The sequence below is a fragment of the Agarivorans sp. Z349TD_8 genome (genome assembly GCF_050870825.2).
Taxonomy (GTDB): domain Bacteria; phylum Pseudomonadota; class Gammaproteobacteria; order Enterobacterales; family Celerinatantimonadaceae; genus Agarivorans.
In genome coordinates this window covers 3,747,389-3,762,876 of sequence record NZ_CP194037.2, presented here as the reverse complement: position 1 = coordinate 3,762,876, position 15,488 = coordinate 3,747,389, and the positions used below count along the sequence as shown (strand labels likewise).

Below are 15,488 nucleotides of genomic sequence, written 5' to 3'. Positions count from 1 at the left end.
TCGTAAAGTGTCCAGCGATTAGAGTGCAGTAAAGGGAGGATTAATGGATTGGGTTGAATGGTTTGGTTATTTGGCTTCGGTGGTCGTGGCAATATCGTTAACCATGAGCTCGTTGGTGAAGTTACGTTGTTTAAATATGTTCGGTGCAGCGCTGTTTTCCAGCTATGGTTTTGTGATTGGCGCAATGCCTGTAGCGCTCCTCAACTTGTTTATTGTGTTCGCCAATATTTATTACTTGTACGGTATTTTTCGTCGTGTTGACCTGTTTCATATGGTTGATGTCGGGGCGAACAGTCCATTGTTGGCATTTTGGATCAAACAGCATCAGGATGATATTGAGCGGTATTTTCCGCAGTTTAGTGAAGCCTCGGTTGCGGGGCAAGAATGTTATTTGTTGATGCGAAATTCTGAACCTGCCGGTATGTTAGTGGGTTTGCGGCAACAACAAGAGTTCGATATTAAGTTAGATTATGTGTTTCCGGCTTATCGAGATTTTAAAACAGGTGATTACCTTTATCATCGTTCTGAATTTTTTCAGCGTTTAGGAGTGACTAAAATAGTCAGTTACACGACAATTTCTAAACATCGGCAGTACTTAATCAAGATGGGATTTAGGCCTTATCGTCATCGTGATGATTTGTTTGTGTACCGCCTGAGTTAAGGGCGCTATTGGTAATTGGCTTGTTAAGCCCAGTAATTGCTTACTTTTAATCAACATATTAAGTTAAAATAGTGAGCGGTTTGAAACTATTCCAGTTAGGCGATGTTATTTCAGCCAATCTAAGTTGGACTCGCCTGAGCCGCTGACTAAACTGAGTTCAATCATTAAAATAACAGCAGGCTTTACGATGTTAATCCAATATCCAGTGACTGATTTACACCGCCATCTCGACGGAAATATTCGCGCCGAAACTATTTTAGAGCTGGGTCGAAAGTTTAATGTAGCCTTACCAGCTAACCAATTAGCTGGATTGGTTCCACATGTGCAAATTACCAAACAAGAACCGAATTTAGTCGCCTTTTTGTCTAAGTTGGATTGGGGCGTTAAGGTACTTGGTGATTATGAAGCTTGCGCGCTGGTGGCCGAACAGAACGTAGAAGATTTGATGAAGGCGAAGATTGATTACGCCGAACTGCGTTTTAGTCCGGGTTATATGGCGATGAGTCACCAGTTGAAGCCCGAAGGTGTGGTAGAAGCGGTGATTGAAGGCGTTCGCCGAGGCATGCAAAAATATGATGTGCAGGTGAAGTTAATTGGCATTATGAGCCGCACTTTTGGTCAGCAGTTTTGTCGTGAAGAGTTGGCTGCCTGTATGGCCTTTCGTGAGCACATTGTTGCAGTTGATTTAGCGGGTGATGAGTTGGGCAAACCCGGCGGGTTATTTGTAGAACACTTCTCTCACGCTCGTAATGCTGGTTTTGCGATCACTGTGCACGCTGGTGAAGCTGCTGGGCCAGAGAGTGTTTGGCAGGCGATTCGCGAGTTAGGCGCGACGCGTATTGGCCATGGAGTGAAGATCATCGAAGATCCGAAGTTAATGGAATATGTGGCGAAGCATAAAATAGGCGTCGAGGCCTGTTTGTCATCAAATTTTCAAACCAATACCGTGGCTGACTTAAGCCAGCACCCTCTAAAAGCTTTTTTAGCGGCGGGTATTCGAGCTAGCCTGAATACTGACGATCCCGGAGTCTCGGCTATTGAGTTGTCTGATGAGTATCGGATTGCCCGAGAGATCTTAGGTTTTGCTGATGAGCAAATTGCACTGTTACAAAGTAATGGCTTAAAAATGGCTTTTGTGAGTGAGCAAGAGCGCAGAAGACTGCGCGAGAAAGCAGCAAAACGCATAGCGTAAATTCTGTCAATGAACAGCTGTATTAGGCTGATGCGGCTTCTGCCGACTGTCATGCACTGAAATTGCTTGTTGACCATGAAATTAATTCCATTTTGATTTCATCGCAATTGTAAATGCTTTTAATGATAAAGCAGACATTAGCGGGCGGGGAGTTTTTGATACCTTGGTGCGCTTTAAATCCGTCATTTAGTGGAAGAGGAAATGGATGACAGTGAGCAATTTATGGTCGTGCCTGTTGTTTGATATGTAACATCAATGACTAAACGAGTCTTCATCTTCACTTGTGTAAATGTATAGATGAGGCGTCAGTTTTTGATGATTTAAATTGAAGCTGAGCGGCAGAAATGGATTGGCTGATGATGGATGTTTTAATTGAAAATAGAGCCAAGCTTTTTGCTGCTTGGCTGTCAAATATTTGAGATTTTTTTAAGCGGGTTCGTGTTCTGGTTTGGTGTTCAGAACCGCCAGTAGTCTTTGCCCATGCTCCAATACTTCAACGCCTAAATCGGTAAGATACCCGCCATCGGGGAGCGTGGTTAGCCCCTTGTCAAATAGGCTTTGGGCGGCTGCAACTAACTCTGAAGGGGCGTCTTGGTGAACTTTAATGCCAGTTTGCAGGCTGCTGCTATCAAACTGTAATAACAAATTTAGTTCGGCGATATTGGTCGTCGCAAATTTCATAGGGTGTTCCTTTATTATTGTGTTGTTCTCACCATAAAAAGACTGTTCGCAGCGCGCAAGCGAAGTGGCACAGAAGTGATAACTAACGCAGTGTTTTTCTCGATAGCTTTCTCATCGGTCGATAACTTAGCGCAATTTTGTTCAATAAAACGTTGAGGCGATCCTCTATGTTAGCGTGACGCATTGAATGGGGAGGAACGAGATGAGTGTGTTTGTATCGATGTTTTTGTTTGCCTTGATTGGGGCGATAACGCCGGGACCGGTTAATATTATCGCGACGGGTGCCGGGGTAAATTTTGGTTTTCGTCGCACACTACCGCATGTGCTTGGTGCCAGTTTAAGTTACAGTGGTGTGGTGCTGCTGGCAGGGCTTGGTTTGAATAGCCTCAGCTTGGTGATGCCATTGTTGAACCCCATATTGCAATATCTTGCGGCGGCATATTTATTGTACATGGCCTTGCGCATTGGCGCTGCGCCAGTGAGTCAAACAGCGCAACTCAGCTTAGCAATGCCTCCAAAATTGCTGGAGGGGGTTTTGGTTCAAGGCCTCAACCCTAAAGCCTGGCTGGTGGCGATGTCTGGTGTAAGTTTGTTTGTATCGAGCCAGCAGCCAGCATTTTATTACTTGTTGGTTTTTTGTCTGGTTTCTTTTATGGTGTGTTTATTTGGGGTGGGTGCTTGGGCTGCGCTTGGCACCTTAATTTCCTCCTTTTTAGCGACTCCGCGGCGGATGCGCGGCTTTAATTTGTTGATGGCAAGCTTATTGGTGTTATCGGTGTGTTCTTGGTTTTGGTAATTCAGCTTACTGGTCTAATCGACTTGCAGAGGGAGGGGGAATGGCGTCAAGCGAGAAAGTGATGTTGAAACGCAGTATTGGTTTACCTAGCGTGGAATTGCGTCAGGCTTACCAATCGCAGGCTTGCTACCACCGTCACTCTCATGATGAGTTTTCTTTTGGTGTGATTGACGCTGGAGAGGCGAACTACCAGAACTTGCGTCAGCTGCATCGTATTCAGCAAGGGCAGGTCGTCACGATTAATCCGGGCGATGTTCACTCTTGCAACCCAAAACAAGGTGCTTGGTCCTTCCGGATGTTGTTTGTAGATAGTCTGTGGGTCGGTCAACTACAAGCTGAAATGTTGGCTAAACCGGCAACTGACTACCATGCCTTTGGCCAGGATTATTTGAGTTGTGGGGCCAGTTATCGAGCTATTTCGCAGTTGTTTAATCGTATTGCCCAGGAGCAGGAGCTTTTATTACAAGAAGAGTTGCTGATCGGTTTTTTTGAGCAGCAATTTGGCGCTAAACAGGGGTTACGTTCTGATGTTGAGCGCTTAGCGCTACCTCAGCTGGCAAGGGTGCAACAGTGTATTCAAGATCAGTTGGCGGAGACTGTTAATTTAAGTGAATTAGCCGATGTCGCAGGTTTAAGTCGCTACCATTTGGTTAGAAGCTTTAAGCGAGTTTATGGCTTATCACCACATGCTTTTCAATTGAATCAACGGATCAATCAAGCCAAAGCCTTATTACGCACCGGTAACAGTATAGCCGATACCGCCTTACAGCTCGGTTTCGCCGATCAAAGTCATTTTCAACGTAACTTTAAGAAACGGCTGGCCTTAACGCCTAAGCAGTATCAGGGATTTTTTGTTTAGGCTTGAACTTAGTGTCAACAAATGCTGAATAGGCAGTTTACCAAGGCAGTTTTTGCCCATCCCAAGACCAGAATTGACCACTATCACAGGCTTTGAGTTGGTGTAGTATTGCCAATAGATAGTTGGCGCTTTGCCCTGGCGTAAACAATTGTGCTGCGGGTACATTGTTTTGATAAGGCTGGGATAGCGGGGTATCTGTGGTGCCGGGATGCAGTGCTGCAACACAGCAATTTGGATGGCTGCGCCGCCATTCGATACTAATGTTTTTTAGCGCCATATTTTGTGCCGCCTTGGCACAACGGTAGCTATACCAGCCGCCGATACGATTATCTTCAATGGAAGCTAATTTAGCTGAAATACTCGCGAATATCGCTGTTTTGCTTTGTTTGAGTAACTTAGCGCTATGTTTTGCCAACAAGATGCAGGGCAGTGCGTTGATATGCATGTTGAGCATAAAGGCTTCACTGTGGCATTCAGCGAGACTTTTTTCTGGTTTAAGTGCTGAATTGTGTAGTAGACCAGCGCTATTAATTAGCCAATCGAGTTGTTTCATTTCGGCAAATAGCTTTGAGATATCATTTTCTTTGCGGATATCTAGTTGTGTCCAATGGAGTTTTGGATGTTGGTAGTTGGCAGGGCGAGAATGCCAAGTGGCGCTAACGCGAGTAAAACGAAGGTCTTGGCAAAGCTGTTTGACTAATGCCAAACCAATACCGCCTGAGCCGCCGATGACCAGAGCATGCATATACAATCGCTAGTGTTTGGTGAGTTATGGCACTAATACGTAGTGCTGAACGATAAAGTTCACCGATCGAAAAGGAAGGGCAGAGCTGGTGCAGCGATGATGAATTCGCTCATCATCGCTTGGGTAATCTTAGAAAGACTTGAGTGCTCTAGAAAGAATAGTTGTATTGCATCGAGTAATAAGCTGCGTTGGAGCGGGTGTGACCAACGACTTGACCAAGCCCTGGAATACTACTGTTTTCTTTGACTTCAACATCTTCCCCTCGAACCAAGGCTAAACCGAAGTCGATGCTACTATGACGGCTGAGGTGGTAGGTAGCGCCAGCGGTATACCAGTTACGGTCGGAATCTGGGATGGATAAGGAACTTAACTCATCGACCACGCCTTGATCATACATGTAACCCGCGCGGGCGGTCCACTTGCTGTTGATCTGATAGGTGGCTCCCAGGCTAAATAGCCATGAGTTTTTCCATTGGTAGCTTTTTACGGTTTGCTCGGCTTGAGAGCCAGTAACGGTAATGTGATCAAAATCACTCCAGCTGGTATGTTGCGTGGTATAGTGAACCGCCCACTGTGGGTTTAACTCATGGTAGCCGGCAATTTGCAAGATATTGGGCAGTGGAATATGGATTTCATCGTAACTTTGACCGCCATAATTAACTTTTCCTTCAGCGACAAACTCGGGGCTGATCCGATAGCTCATACCTAAGCGGTTTTTATCATTGAACTCATAAGTTGCGCCGACAATACCGCCAATCGCCCATCCATCGGCTTCGACATCAACTAAAGTGCTTTGCACTGTGCTGCCACCAATCACTTCACCCGTTCGGTTGAGGGTGCCTTCTCCGTAAATCAAGTCAAGGCCTGCACCCACACTTAGTTGTTGATTCACTCGATAAGATAGGCTGGTATTAAAGTTCATGGTGACAATTTCGGTTTTACCGAATAAATCAACCGGAGTCACTGCTGCGCCACTGTTGTTGAGTGCACTAATATCGGTGCCGGTACCAAAATTACTAAAGGCGGCTACCCCAATAGCTAAACGTTCATTGAGCGGATGGATGTAATAGGCATTGGGAATGATTTTATCTTCTGCTGCGTCGCGCTCACTGCCATAGTTGATGGGACCATAGTTCACGTCTTTAATCGTGACATCAATATCGGCATAGGTGAGGCCGAGTGACAAGGCTGGGCTATCAAACATGGCCATTGAAGCAGGGTTACGCGATAATACGGAGGCGTTATCGGCGATCACCGCATCACCGGAAAATGCACGACCAATCCCTGTCGCAGATTGGCTGTTGAGTTGAAAGCCTGCCGCCAGACTGTGGGCACTGATTAATGAAGCACTAATAGACATTAGGCCTAATATACGTTTATTCATTGAGAAATGGTCTCTAAGTAGGAGCTTTTGCCGATGGTTAGCGCAGCTTTTATATTATTGATTGGAATTTGCTGGCGCATCTTAGGCAAGTCAAGGCTTTGCTACAACTCCGACCAGATGGAATATTATGAGCTTATCCAGCACCACGACATTATTTATTCTAAAATTTATTGCTTTCAATGGTTTTTTTAGTGAATTATTTTTCTACCCTGCTTTTTTTAGGGACTTGTTCGAGGTAGGGGCGGGTCCTTGTGATAATGCTAGCTAGCTCCCATTGTTTCATTCTGAGTTTAATTTGCAGACTAAAGTACATCTAGTCGTTGATTTTAAGGGTTGCTATTTAGCCTCGTGGCTCATTACATGAGTTTTGTTTGCTTGGATCGATAATTATTAATAGGAGAGAATTCAGTATGTTTCAGGGGATCCATCACATTGCGATTATTTGTTCTGACTATAGCCGCTCTAAACAGTTTTACAGTGAAATTTTGGGCTTGACGATTGTGGCTGAGCATTATCGAGCCGAGCGTCATTCTTACAAACTCGATTTAGCCTTGGCTGACGGTCGTCAAATTGAGTTGTTTTCTTTTGTTGGTGCGCCATTACGCCCAAGTTACCCAGAGGCGCAAGGCCTGCGACATCTGGCTTTTTCGGTGGAAAATATTGATCAGGCGATTGGCCATTTGGCTCAGCACCAAATCGCGGTTGAACCTGTTCGAGTCGACCCCTATACCCAAAAACGTTTTAGTTTTTTTCATGATCCTGACGGTTTACCTTTGGAGTTGTACGAGCAATAAGCTGTCGAGATAATTCAGGTCTGGGTTCTCAGTCGAACAATGGGCGAATCGCTTAAGCGGCTGATCAATTTGGTGAGTCGCTACGTAGTACAGCTTGAATATAATAATCGCGAAAGGGATCCCATGGCCACCCATTTGGTTTGGTTTAGAAACGATTTACGAATTAAAGATAATCAAGCGCTGAGCACTGCGATTGCCGAGGGCGGGGATGTGTTAGCCATTTATATTGGCTGCCCTGAGCAATGGCAGGCGCATGCAATGGCACCAATTCAAGCCGATTTAATTGGGCGACGTTTGCAAGTTTTGCAAAGAGATCTCGCGGCTTTAAATATCCCACTGGTGTTACGAGAATGTCCGCATTTTAGCGATGTTCCACAATGTTTGACTGAGCTGTGCCAGCAATATCAAATAGTTGCTGCGCACAGTCATTACCAATATGAGCTGAATGAGCAGCGCCGTGACCAAGCATGCCAGCAGCAATTGTTAGCCGTCAATGTTCAATGGTGTCAGTATCATGGCGAATGTGGTATTGCGCCAGGTTCGCTGAAAACTCAAGCGGGTAATTTCTTTAAAGTGTTTACGCCGTTTCGCAAAGCCTGGTTGGCTCACTTGAGTGAAAGCGAGCTGAGCCCACTACGCAGCCCAACTGCGCTGGTTAGTCGTCGCTTGAGTACAGGCATTAGCCATTTGCTGGCTCACTCAGCAGCAATCCCTGACATTAATTATCCGCGAGTAGATAGCAGTGCCTGGGCAGTGGATGATGAGGCGATCATTACTCAGCTGAGACAATTTAGCGCGAGTCAAGCAACTGCCTATAAACAGCTGCGTGATTTTCCAGCTGAGCCTGCCACCAGTAAATTATCCGCTTATTTGGCCTTAGGAATGTTAAGTCCAAGACAATGTCTGGCTCGTTTATTATTAGACCATCCCCACTGTTTAGTTGAACCTGAGGGGGGCGCATTTTGCTGGTTAAGTGAGATTATTTGGCGTGAATTTTACCGCCACTTACTGGCTGCAAATCCACGTTTATCGATGTCTCATGCCTTTATCGGTTGGACCGAGGCGATCCCCTGGCATGAGAATCAAGACTTGCTAAAGGCTTGGCAGCAGGGACAAACGGGTTATCCGATTGTTGATGCAGCGATGCGCCAGTTAAATCAGACGGGTTGGATGCACAATCGTTTGCGGATGATCGTGGCGAGTTTTTTAAGTAAAGATCTGCTGCTCAATTGGCGGCTGGGTGAGCGTTGGTTTATGCAGCATTTAATTGATGGCGACTTCGCGTCGAATAATGGCGGTTGGCAATGGGCGGCGTCTACGGGTACCGATGCTCAACCCTATTTTCGTATTTTTAATCCGACCACTCAGGGCCAACGTTTCGATCCAGAAGGTAAATTTGTTCGCCAATGGGTGCCTGAGCTAGCGGATATTCCTGGCAAGTATGTGCATCAACCCCATGCTTGGGCGAATAAAAATAAGCGGTATATTGATTACCCCTTACCCGTAGTGAACCATGCCGAACAGCGTCAATTAATTTTAGCTTACTTCGAACAGGCTAAAAATTTCGCTTGACCCTCCCGTTATGGGAGGGTTAACACTATACTCATCACGAGGTTAATTTAGGGCGTTGATGATGAGTGCTTCACTGGTGTTTCCTTTACAGGGTTTACGCTGTGCTGGATGTGTACGAAAAGTTGAAGGGATCTTAGCCGAGCAAGCTGGGGTAGAAGAGGGCAGTGTTAATCTAGCCTTGAATCAGGTGCGGATCCGCTCACCACAAATTTCGGTGCTACCAGCGCTGCGTCAAGCCTTGAGTGCCCAAGGTTTTGAGATCCCCTTCGAGCATCATATCTGGCAGATTACTGGTCTTAATTGTGCAAGTTGTGTGACGAAGTTAGAAAGCGCACTGAATCAACTGTCAGGGGTTGATAAAGTGAGTGTTAACTTAGCCTTAAATCAACTGAGCATCGACATACTGCCAGAGGCTCAGCATCTGAGTGCGGTGAAACAAACCATCATTGACTGCGGTTTTGCGGTTCAGCAAGCGCAAAATGAAGTGCAAGGGCATGCTCAGCAAGCTGTTATTCCTTGGCGCTTATTGTTTAGTTTGTTGTTATCACTACCCTTATTACTTCCAATGTTGCTTTCTTCCCTCACTTTAGCGCCCTTATGGCAGTGGTTACTGGCCACGCCTGTGCAGTTTTATATTGCCTTGCCTTTTTATCGCGGTGCCTGGTTAGCCTTAAAGCGCGGTAGTAGTTCAATGGATACCTTAGTGGTGATGGGAACCAGCACCGCCTATGGGTACAGTGTTTATCTGTGGCAAAGTGGTCAAACGGGGCATCTATATTTTGAAGCGGCCGCAGTGATTATTAGCCTTATTTTACTCGGTAAATACCTGGAGCAACGGGCCAAATACCAAGCGGCTAGCAATATTGCCGAGTTAGTTAATTTAAGCCCCCAGCAAGCGCTGCGTTTAAATGAGCAAGGCATTGCTGAACAAGTATCGGTTGAAAGCTTAAAGGTGGCAGATATCATCTTGGTGAAGCCGGGAGAAGTTTTAGCCGCCGATGGCGATGTACTGTGGGGCAGCAGTGAAGTGTCGGAAGCGGTGATTACCGGAGAAAGCCTACCCTTGAAGAAGCAAGTGGGAGATCGAGTTCTGGCTGGTAGCATCAACGGCTCGGGTTTACTCAAGGTCACTGTGAGTGCTGAAAACCGCGACAGCACCTTGAGTAAAATTATTCAATTGGTAAGTGAAGCACAATCGGGTAAGGCTCCGATCCAAAGCTTAGTCGATAAGATCAGCCATTATTTTGTGCCCGCTATCTTATTGGTTGCGCTCACAACTTTGTTGGTTTGGAGTCTTCTTGGCCAGCCTGCTCAAGGGTTGTTAGCGGCGGTCTCGGTGCTGGTGATAGCCTGTCCTTGTGCTTTAGGTTTAGCTACGCCAACTGCGCTGGTGGCAGGCACAGGGCGGGGAGCGAAACTAGGGATCTTATATCGGAACATTCAGGCCTTAGAGCTGAGTCATAAAGTGGATCAGGTATTGCTCGATAAAACCGGTACCTTGAGTGAAGGCCAGCCTAAATTGGTGAACCGTCATAATTTCAGTGAACTGGCCGACAGCGATTTACTGCGCTTATGCGCCAGTGCACAGCAAGGGAGTCAACATCCCTTAGCGGCGGCGATGATCGCGGCAGCTGACTCGCAACAGTTATTCGCATTAGATTATTTTAATAGTTATCCGGGACTTGGCATCGAAGCGCAGTTACTACAACTGCCACAAGGTGAGCTGCTTGTGGATCGACTGTATCTCGGAAATCAGCGCTTCATTGAACAGCAAGGTATAGTACTTGGCCAAGCTCAGTTAGATATAGCTGAACAATGTTTGCAGCAAGGCCTCACGGTGGTATATGTAGCGAATCAGCAACGACTACTTGCTGCTCTGGCTTTTGCTGATGTACCACGCCCTAGTGCCAAGTTAGCGGTTGCAATGTTAAAACGGCTTAAGCTTAAAGTCAGCATGTTGAGTGGTGATGCCCCACAGGTGAGTCGGAGTTTAGCCTGTGATTTGGGAATTAATGACTGGCACGCGGGGCTACTGCCCGAACAAAAGTTAGCGCAGATTAAACAACGACAGGCTCAGCAGGCGACCGTGATGATGGTGGGTGATGGCGTGAATGATGCGCCGGCACTGGCGCAAGCAGATGTTGGTATCGCCATGGGGGGCGGTAGTGATATCGCGCTAAATTCGGCAGATGTGGTGTTAATGCGTGATGATCCCTTGCTGATTGTTCAGGCTATTGCCTTGGCCAGACAAACCTGGCGGATCTTAAAACAGAATTTGTTTTGGGCTTTTATCTATAATTTGCTTGGCGTACCGATTGCCGCCATGGGCTGGCTTAATCCGGCATTTGCGGGCGGAGCTATGGCCTTAAGCTCGGTGTGTGTGGTCGGCAATGCTTTACGGCTTAAGTATTGGCATGCCCCTCAAGGAGAGACCGATGTATAAGATTGGTGAAGTGGCTAAGCTCACGGGCTTGTCGGTGAAAACAATACGTTACTATCATGATATTGGCTTGGTCGAGGCGCTTAAAGGCGACAATGGCTATCGTTATTATCAGCCAGTACAACTTGGTCATTTGCAATTTCTTGGGAATTGCCGAGAACTTGGTTTTAGCCTGCCGCAAAGTAAACAGCTGCTTTCTCTATATGGTGATCAGCAACGTCATGCTGCGGAGGTGAAAACTATCGCCATGCAACATCTTAAAGAGGTGGAACAGCGGATTCAGCAATTACAGCAGTTGCGATCGAGTCTTACCGCGATGGTCGATTGTTGCCATGGTGGAGAGCGGCCAGAGTGCCCTATTTTGGAAGGCTTGGCTGGTGCGAGTCGCTTGCAGTATTTAGCTATGCCGTAGACGCACCACTTTCATGATCTCAAAATCAAATCCGCCACGACTTTGCGTACTCGGATAATAACTTAGATTGACTCTCGCCCCGACTAAGTCTTTATATCGTTGTTTGCGCTTGTAGATAAAGGGCACATCGTAATTGCTGATCATCAGGGTATGTAAGATCCAGTCTCCTTCTTCGCGCTGTACATGCGAACTGACTTGCAAATGCTCGGAGTGGATCAGTGCTGGGCGCTTTTTTAGAAGGGAGTCGGGATCTTTATTCATCATGAAGACCTAGCCGTACACACACAAATAGGCGGTTTCGCAAGGTACCTTCAATTGAAACTTTGCATTGCCGGGCACATTAAATTGTTGACCGTCTTTGAAGCTTCGCCATTCCTGTTCTGCGGGTAGTTTGACGATCAATTCACCTGATACAACCACCATTAACTCTGGTTCGGCGGTGCCAAACTCGTATTCACCCACAGCCATCACGCCGACTGAACTAGGCTTTTCTTTCCCTGCAAAGCCAATAGATTTCACTTGCCCGTTAAAGTACTCGTTACTCTTTAACATTAAAGATCCTTGTTTGAATTGATTGTACAAAATAGCAGGCTAGCATAATGTGAGCTAATTTGGATCGTCCTAAGAGTTAGTTGAACAATGAATGAACAGAATTTGAATCCCTGTGAGCCTTTTGATAAGGCGATGTTAGTCAAAATAGCCCGGCATAAAATGCCCTTTGGCAAATATGCTGGGAGAGAAATTATCATGCTCCCCGAAGAATATTTATTATGGTTTCTCAATAAAGATGGTTTTCCAGATGGTGAGCTGGGTCAGTTGATGGCCTTCGCACTAGAAATAAAAATAGCCGGCTTAGAGAAAGTGATTTGGCCGCTGTTAGAGAGAAAAGTCGATTAACTTTCGTCTATACTTGGTTGTTTTTTGCTCATCTCTTTGCTAGCGTATTAAATCTAAGTACTCTTATTATGCATTTAATCAAAATTAAGTCGTAAGTAATTGATTGAAAAATGCACTGATTGAGTATTTAGTAGAGAATGTAATGCGCTGTAGCAATGCTTGTTGATATGTCAAAGGTTTTAGCCTGTCTATTTTAGGTGTGGTTAACTTTTTGTCGCTGGCTTGCCTAGCTAATACGTTAATTTGCACATGATATATGAGAGGACGATAATGTCAGGTCAGGTATTATCAGGAACCGTGAAATGGTTCAACGACGAAAAAGGTTTTGGTTTTATTGCTCAAGAGAAAGGTCCGGACGTTTTTGTTCACTTTCGCGCGATCAATGGTAACGGTCGTCGTAGTTTGGCAGAAGGTCAAGCGGTGACTTTTGAAGTGGTACAAGGTCAAAAAGGCCCTCAAGCTGAAAATGTAACTGCCATTTAAATCGTGCAGTTAAGATTTTTAGTCAAAACGCTATCTTTCAGATGGCGTTTTTTTTTCTTTACAGTTCGTTTGATTAAGGAATAGTTCAAGAGTTGTCAGGTAGTTAGCCACTTTGTTAGGGTAGGACTTTGGTAATTAGCAGATTTTTAGCTTTTTTAGCTTTTGATCAGGCATAAGAATATTACTTAAATTGGTTTGACATGGAGTGAGTTAGACTATGATGCAAGAATCTTCTTTAGTACCGGAACAGCAGGTCATCGTCGATCAGTTTTGGCGTTACTCCCTACAAGTTTATGCTGCGCCAGAGGTAAAAAGCCTGTGTTTGTCCCTACAAAATAAATATCAATGTAATGTCAATTTGCTACTTTGGTTAGGATTTTGTAAGCAGCAGCGATGGATGGTCAATCTTGATTATTTACAACGAAACATTGACGATAGCGAACAAAAGCTGAAGCAATTTCGGGATTACCGCAGCGTGGTGAAGCCCTTAATTAGCCAACGTCAATATGATCTGTTATTACAGCATGAATTAAAATTGGAGCAACGTCAGCAGCAAAAGTTGGTGATTAGCCAACAACGCTATCCTGGTGGGCTGCCCGCTGAGCAGGCTTTATCTGCGTACCTTGAACAGGTAGAGCTGAGTCCAGAGGAATATTTACAGCGAGTTGCGCTCGCCCTTGGCTAGTCTCACTCGGTTTGGTGCTGATAAAGGGTTTGATATAGGCCCTGTTGTTGGATCAGTTGTTGGTGTTCGCCTACTTGGCTAATTTGCCCATCATCCAACACATAAATTAGATCGGCCTGTTTGATAGCGCTTAAACGGTGAGCAATAATCAAGGTGCTACGATTATCTAAAAATCCTTGTAAATTACGGTGAACCTTCGCTTCGGTCTCGGTATCTAGGGCCGATGTTGCTTCGTCTAGAATCACCACCGCAGGTTTTGCTAAAATCATTCTGGCAATCGCTAAACGTTGTTTTTGTCCTCCAGATAAACGTACACCGCTGCGCCCTACGATCGTATCCAACTGCTCAGGTAGTTTCTGGGTGGTGGTCTTCAATTCTGCGAGCGCTAGGGCCTGCCATAATTCGCGGTCGTTATGTTGTTGCCCCATATTGAGATTTTCTCTCACGCTGGCATTAAATAAGATTGGTTGCTGTAATACTGTGGCGATATTGCTACGGACCGTGGCATAACCAACGGATTCAATAGGGTGACCTGCAAAATAAATTTGACCACTGTCTTTTTGGTAGAGACCTAACAGTAAGTTGACTAAGGTTGATTTTCCGCCTCCACTTACCGATACGATGGCCACTTTTTTCCCAGCGGGGAGCTGAATATTAATGTTTTTTAATACAGGGCTTTCGGCCGTGTAACTGAAACAAAGATCTTCAAAACGAATGTCGGGCGCTTGCGATTGGCTAAAGGGATTTACTTGACAGGGGTAACGAGGTTCTTGCTTTAACTCAAATATTTGGTTGAGTCTTGCCATCGCTGCATTGGCACTAAAGTAACTGTATTGAATATTGAGTATTTCTTGAACGGGGCCCATCATAAACCAAAGGTAGCCGAATACAGCGAAGATTTGGCCAACCGTTAAACCGGAAAATATCACCATCAGCATGGCTACGGCGCGAAACACTTCAAAACCAATTAAGAAGACAGTAAAGCTTAAACGATTAACCGCATCGGTCTTCCAATGCGAGGCGATCGCATGATCTTTGAGTTGGCTGGCTGCGGTGACCACCCGTGAGAAGTAATGGTCTTCGCGCTGGCTTGCGCGTAATTGTTGAATGCTGTCTAGGGTTTCAATCAAGGCTAATTGAAAAGCCTCAAAGGCTGCGTTTTCTTGTTTTTTAAGTTCTTTAACATGCTTGCCAAAAGATCGAGAAAAATAGATGACTGCTGGGTTAAGCAGCAGAATAATCAGCCCTAGCTGCCAATCTATCCAAAGTAAAATTGCCGCAGTACCGATGATCGTGAGCACCGCCACTAAAAACTTTGACAGGCTTTCGCTAATAAATTTATCCAAGGTTTCCACATCGGTGATGCAACGGGCGCTGATCCCACCGGATCCTTGAGTTTCATATTCTCGGAGCTGAACTTTGGGTAGGTGTTCGACTAAACGTTGACGGATTAAAAAACTGATCTGTTTGCCGATGAAAGTAAATTGTCTAGATTGTAGTACTCCAACAATTAAAGATAGTAGTCGCAGGCTAATCACTAGGGCCAAAATCGTTAGAATATAACCACTGGGTTTGTGCCAAACTTCGGGAAGCAGTGTTTGCATTATCGCAACGGCGGTTCCCGGTTGCTTAAGTAGCACTTCATCAACCAGTAGCGGCATCATTAACGGGATTGGTACGCTGACCAAGGTCGCGATGATGGCAATCAAGTGAGCATAAGCGAGCGGCCGTTTGTATTGGAAAATTTGTTGGCGAATGCTTGCCCAAGTAAAAGTCGGAGAGACTGAGGCTGAATCCATAGTTTAAATAAGAATCTTTTTCATTTGAGATGCTGCCAAGTCTACGGACACTTGATTGAAAAAGCTAGCCGCAGGGTACGGCTAAAGA

17 protein-coding genes are annotated in these 15,488 nt (G+C 45.5%); 11 read left to right on the top strand and 6 right to left on the bottom strand.

Annotated features, from left to right (window positions below):
• Positions 1-43: 43 nt before the first annotated feature.
• Positions 44-661, top strand: coding sequence for a hypothetical protein (locus ACRRS1_RS16985; RefSeq protein ID WP_432467318.1), 618 nt, complete (start codon positions 44-46; stop codon positions 659-661).
• Positions 662-848: 187 nt separating this feature from the next.
• Entirely contained in the window at positions 849-1,853 is a 1,005-nt protein-coding gene (gene add / locus ACRRS1_RS16980) for an adenosine deaminase (protein WP_432467319.1), read from the top strand.
• 426 nt (positions 1,854-2,279) lie between these two features.
• On the opposite strand, the gene ACRRS1_RS16975 is transcribed toward add, so the two are convergent.
• Complete coding sequence (locus ACRRS1_RS16975; protein WP_432452019.1) at positions 2,280-2,534, bottom strand: TIGR02647 family protein; 255 nt, start codon at positions 2,532-2,534, stop codon at positions 2,280-2,282.
• Between the two features lie 202 nt (positions 2,535-2,736).
• On the opposite strand from ACRRS1_RS16975, the gene ACRRS1_RS16970 reads away from it, so the two are divergent.
• A complete protein-coding gene (locus ACRRS1_RS16970) occupies positions 2,737-3,330 on the top strand; it encodes a LysE family translocator (RefSeq protein ID WP_432467320.1) in 594 nt (197 codons plus the stop codon).
• Between the two features lie 40 nt (positions 3,331-3,370).
• The gene (locus ACRRS1_RS16965; protein ID WP_432467321.1) at positions 3,371-4,189 is read left to right on the top strand and encodes an AraC family transcriptional regulator; all 819 of its coding nucleotides are present in this window, start codon (positions 3,371-3,373) and stop codon (positions 4,187-4,189) included.
• A 37-nt stretch (positions 4,190-4,226) separates the two neighbouring features.
• Here ACRRS1_RS16965 and ACRRS1_RS16960 read toward each other — a convergent pair whose 3' ends face one another.
• Together ACRRS1_RS16960 and ACRRS1_RS16955 are read right to left on the bottom strand one after the other, a co-directional pair.
• The gene (locus ACRRS1_RS16960; protein WP_432467322.1) at positions 4,227-4,934 is read right to left on the bottom strand and encodes an SDR family NAD(P)-dependent oxidoreductase; all 708 of its coding nucleotides are present in this window, start codon (positions 4,932-4,934) and stop codon (positions 4,227-4,229) included.
• 148 nt (positions 4,935-5,082) lie between these two features.
• Positions 5,083-6,318: an OmpP1/FadL family transporter gene (locus ACRRS1_RS16955; RefSeq protein WP_432467323.1), complete on the bottom strand. Its 1,236-nt coding sequence runs from the start codon at positions 6,316-6,318 to the stop codon at positions 5,083-5,085.
• 410 nt (positions 6,319-6,728) lie between these two features.
• On the opposite strand from ACRRS1_RS16955, the gene gloA2 reads away from it, so the two are divergent.
• From gloA2 to ACRRS1_RS16935, 4 genes are all read left to right on the top strand, one after another.
• On the top strand, positions 6,729-7,112 hold the full coding sequence (gene gloA2, locus ACRRS1_RS16950) for an SMU1112c/YaeR family gloxylase I-like metalloprotein (RefSeq protein ID WP_432452024.1): 384 nt from the start codon (positions 6,729-6,731) through the stop codon (positions 7,110-7,112).
• A 123-nt stretch (positions 7,113-7,235) separates the two neighbouring features.
• A complete protein-coding gene (gene phrB / locus ACRRS1_RS16945) occupies positions 7,236-8,684 on the top strand; it encodes a deoxyribodipyrimidine photo-lyase (protein ID WP_432467324.1) in 1,449 nt (482 codons plus the stop codon).
• A 61-nt stretch (positions 8,685-8,745) separates the two neighbouring features.
• Positions 8,746-11,127, top strand: coding sequence for a heavy metal translocating P-type ATPase (locus tag ACRRS1_RS16940; protein WP_439036000.1), 2,382 nt, complete (start codon positions 8,746-8,748; stop codon positions 11,125-11,127).
• Positions 11,120-11,536 (top strand): MerR family DNA-binding protein, encoded by a 417-nt coding sequence (locus tag ACRRS1_RS16935; RefSeq protein ID WP_432467326.1) that lies wholly within the window; start codon positions 11,120-11,122, stop codon positions 11,534-11,536. The genes ACRRS1_RS16940 and ACRRS1_RS16935 overlap by 8 nt, the downstream gene beginning before the upstream one ends.
• Here the strand turns inward: ACRRS1_RS16935 and ACRRS1_RS16930 are convergent.
• Entirely contained in the window at positions 11,522-11,797 is a 276-nt protein-coding gene (locus ACRRS1_RS16930) for a hypothetical protein (RefSeq protein ID WP_432468973.1), read from the bottom strand. The genes ACRRS1_RS16935 and ACRRS1_RS16930 overlap by 15 nt on opposite strands.
• Before the next feature lie 9 nt (positions 11,798-11,806).
• Positions 11,807-12,088, bottom strand: a complete 282-nt coding sequence (locus tag ACRRS1_RS16925; RefSeq protein WP_432459954.1) for a pyrimidine/purine nucleoside phosphorylase — start codon at positions 12,086-12,088, stop codon at positions 11,807-11,809.
• Between the two features lie 87 nt (positions 12,089-12,175).
• Here ACRRS1_RS16925 and ACRRS1_RS16920 point away from each other — a divergent pair, with 87 nt between their 5' ends.
• The 3 genes from ACRRS1_RS16920 to ACRRS1_RS16910 all read left to right on the top strand — a co-directional run bounded on the left by ACRRS1_RS16920 (position 12,176) and on the right by ACRRS1_RS16910 (position 13,601).
• Complete coding sequence (locus tag ACRRS1_RS16920; protein ID WP_432467327.1) at positions 12,176-12,433, top strand: DUF3820 family protein; 258 nt, start codon at positions 12,176-12,178, stop codon at positions 12,431-12,433.
• Positions 12,434-12,703: 270 nt separating this feature from the next.
• Positions 12,704-12,916: a cold-shock protein gene (locus ACRRS1_RS16915; RefSeq protein ID WP_432452030.1), complete on the top strand. Its 213-nt coding sequence runs from the start codon at positions 12,704-12,706 to the stop codon at positions 12,914-12,916.
• Between the two features lie 217 nt (positions 12,917-13,133).
• Positions 13,134-13,601: a TIGR02444 family protein gene (locus ACRRS1_RS16910; RefSeq protein ID WP_432467328.1), complete on the top strand. Its 468-nt coding sequence runs from the start codon at positions 13,134-13,136 to the stop codon at positions 13,599-13,601.
• A 2-nt stretch (positions 13,602-13,603) separates the two neighbouring features.
• Here ACRRS1_RS16910 and ACRRS1_RS16905 read toward each other — a convergent pair whose 3' ends face one another.
• Positions 13,604-15,400 carry an ABC transporter ATP-binding protein gene (locus ACRRS1_RS16905; protein ID WP_432467329.1) on the bottom strand — a complete coding sequence of 599 codons (1,797 nt, stop codon included), beginning with the start codon at positions 15,398-15,400 and terminating at the stop codon, positions 13,604-13,606.
• Positions 15,401-15,488: the final 88 nt, after the last annotated feature.

What these genes read in the sequence shown, in the direction of transcription:
- ACRRS1_RS16970 (WP_432467320.1), top strand. Translation starts at nt 2,737, where the DNA reads ATGAGTGTGTTTGTATCGATGTTTTTGTTTGCCTTGATTGGGGCGATA.
- ACRRS1_RS16975 (WP_432452019.1), bottom strand. Translation starts at nt 2,534, where the DNA reads ATGAAATTTGCGACGACCAATATCGCCGAACTAAATTTGTTATTACAG.
- gloA2 (WP_432452024.1), top strand. Translation starts at nt 6,729, where the DNA reads ATGTTTCAGGGGATCCATCACATTGCGATTATTTGTTCTGACTATAGC.
- ACRRS1_RS16925 (WP_432459954.1), bottom strand. Translation starts at nt 12,088, where the DNA reads ATGTTAAAGAGTAACGAGTACTTTAACGGGCAAGTGAAATCTATTGGC.
- ACRRS1_RS16935 (WP_432467326.1), top strand. Translation starts at nt 11,120, where the DNA reads ATGTATAAGATTGGTGAAGTGGCTAAGCTCACGGGCTTGTCGGTGAAA.
- ACRRS1_RS16905 (WP_432467329.1), bottom strand. Translation starts at nt 15,400, where the DNA reads ATGGATTCAGCCTCAGTCTCTCCGACTTTTACTTGGGCAAGCATTCGC.
- ACRRS1_RS16965 (WP_432467321.1), top strand. Translation starts at nt 3,371, where the DNA reads ATGGCGTCAAGCGAGAAAGTGATGTTGAAACGCAGTATTGGTTTACCT.
- ACRRS1_RS16920 (WP_432467327.1), top strand. Translation starts at nt 12,176, where the DNA reads ATGAATGAACAGAATTTGAATCCCTGTGAGCCTTTTGATAAGGCGATG.
- ACRRS1_RS16940 (WP_439036000.1), top strand. Translation starts at nt 8,746, where the DNA reads ATGAGTGCTTCACTGGTGTTTCCTTTACAGGGTTTACGCTGTGCTGGA.
- ACRRS1_RS16910 (WP_432467328.1), top strand. Translation starts at nt 13,134, where the DNA reads ATGATGCAAGAATCTTCTTTAGTACCGGAACAGCAGGTCATCGTCGAT.
- phrB (WP_432467324.1), top strand. Translation starts at nt 7,236, where the DNA reads ATGGCCACCCATTTGGTTTGGTTTAGAAACGATTTACGAATTAAAGAT.
- ACRRS1_RS16985 (WP_432467318.1), top strand. Translation starts at nt 44, where the DNA reads ATGGATTGGGTTGAATGGTTTGGTTATTTGGCTTCGGTGGTCGTGGCA.
- ACRRS1_RS16955 (WP_432467323.1), bottom strand. Translation starts at nt 6,318, where the DNA reads ATGAATAAACGTATATTAGGCCTAATGTCTATTAGTGCTTCATTAATC.
- ACRRS1_RS16930 (WP_432468973.1), bottom strand. Translation starts at nt 11,797, where the DNA reads ATGAATAAAGATCCCGACTCCCTTCTAAAAAAGCGCCCAGCACTGATC.
- ACRRS1_RS16915 (WP_432452030.1), top strand. Translation starts at nt 12,704, where the DNA reads ATGTCAGGTCAGGTATTATCAGGAACCGTGAAATGGTTCAACGACGAA.
- ACRRS1_RS16960 (WP_432467322.1), bottom strand. Translation starts at nt 4,934, where the DNA reads ATGCATGCTCTGGTCATCGGCGGCTCAGGCGGTATTGGTTTGGCATTA.
- add (WP_432467319.1), top strand. Translation starts at nt 849, where the DNA reads ATGTTAATCCAATATCCAGTGACTGATTTACACCGCCATCTCGACGGA.